We start from the raw sequence: 299 nt of genomic DNA, 5'->3' as shown, positions 1-299 counted from the left end.
GGCGCTGCGGTTGCGACCTTGCCCTCGCCGAAGAAGATCCCAATGAGGTTCTCCGCAATCTGGGGTGCAGCCGGACGATCCTGATCAATACCTAAACGCCCGGCGTGTTCCATGTCGGAGATCTCCCGCTCGTCGTAGGTCAGATGCAGGGTGCGTTTGCCGTTTCGCGACGGGCCGAACTTCGCCGCATCCACCGCCGGTGTCTTATCCGCCGGCACCAACGAGCGGGCCGCAGCCTCAATCGCCCGATACCCACCCTCAACCTCAAGTAAGGCAAGGCGCAGCGCCCACCGCTGGGA

General features: G+C 63.9%; 1 pseudogene. It reads right to left on the bottom strand.

The annotated features are described in order from the left end of the window. Positions 1 to 299 (bottom strand): annotated as a pseudogene (locus tag HMPREF3048_RS12310) (hypothetical protein); the annotation flags it as partial.

Origin of the sequence: Corynebacterium sp. HMSC075D04 (genome assembly GCF_001815635.1) — a bacterium.
Lineage (GTDB): Bacteria > Actinomycetota > Actinomycetes > Mycobacteriales > Mycobacteriaceae > Corynebacterium > Corynebacterium coyleae.
The sequence above is the reverse complement of the archived record's forward strand: the minus strand, read 5'-3'. Positions and strand labels throughout refer to the sequence as shown.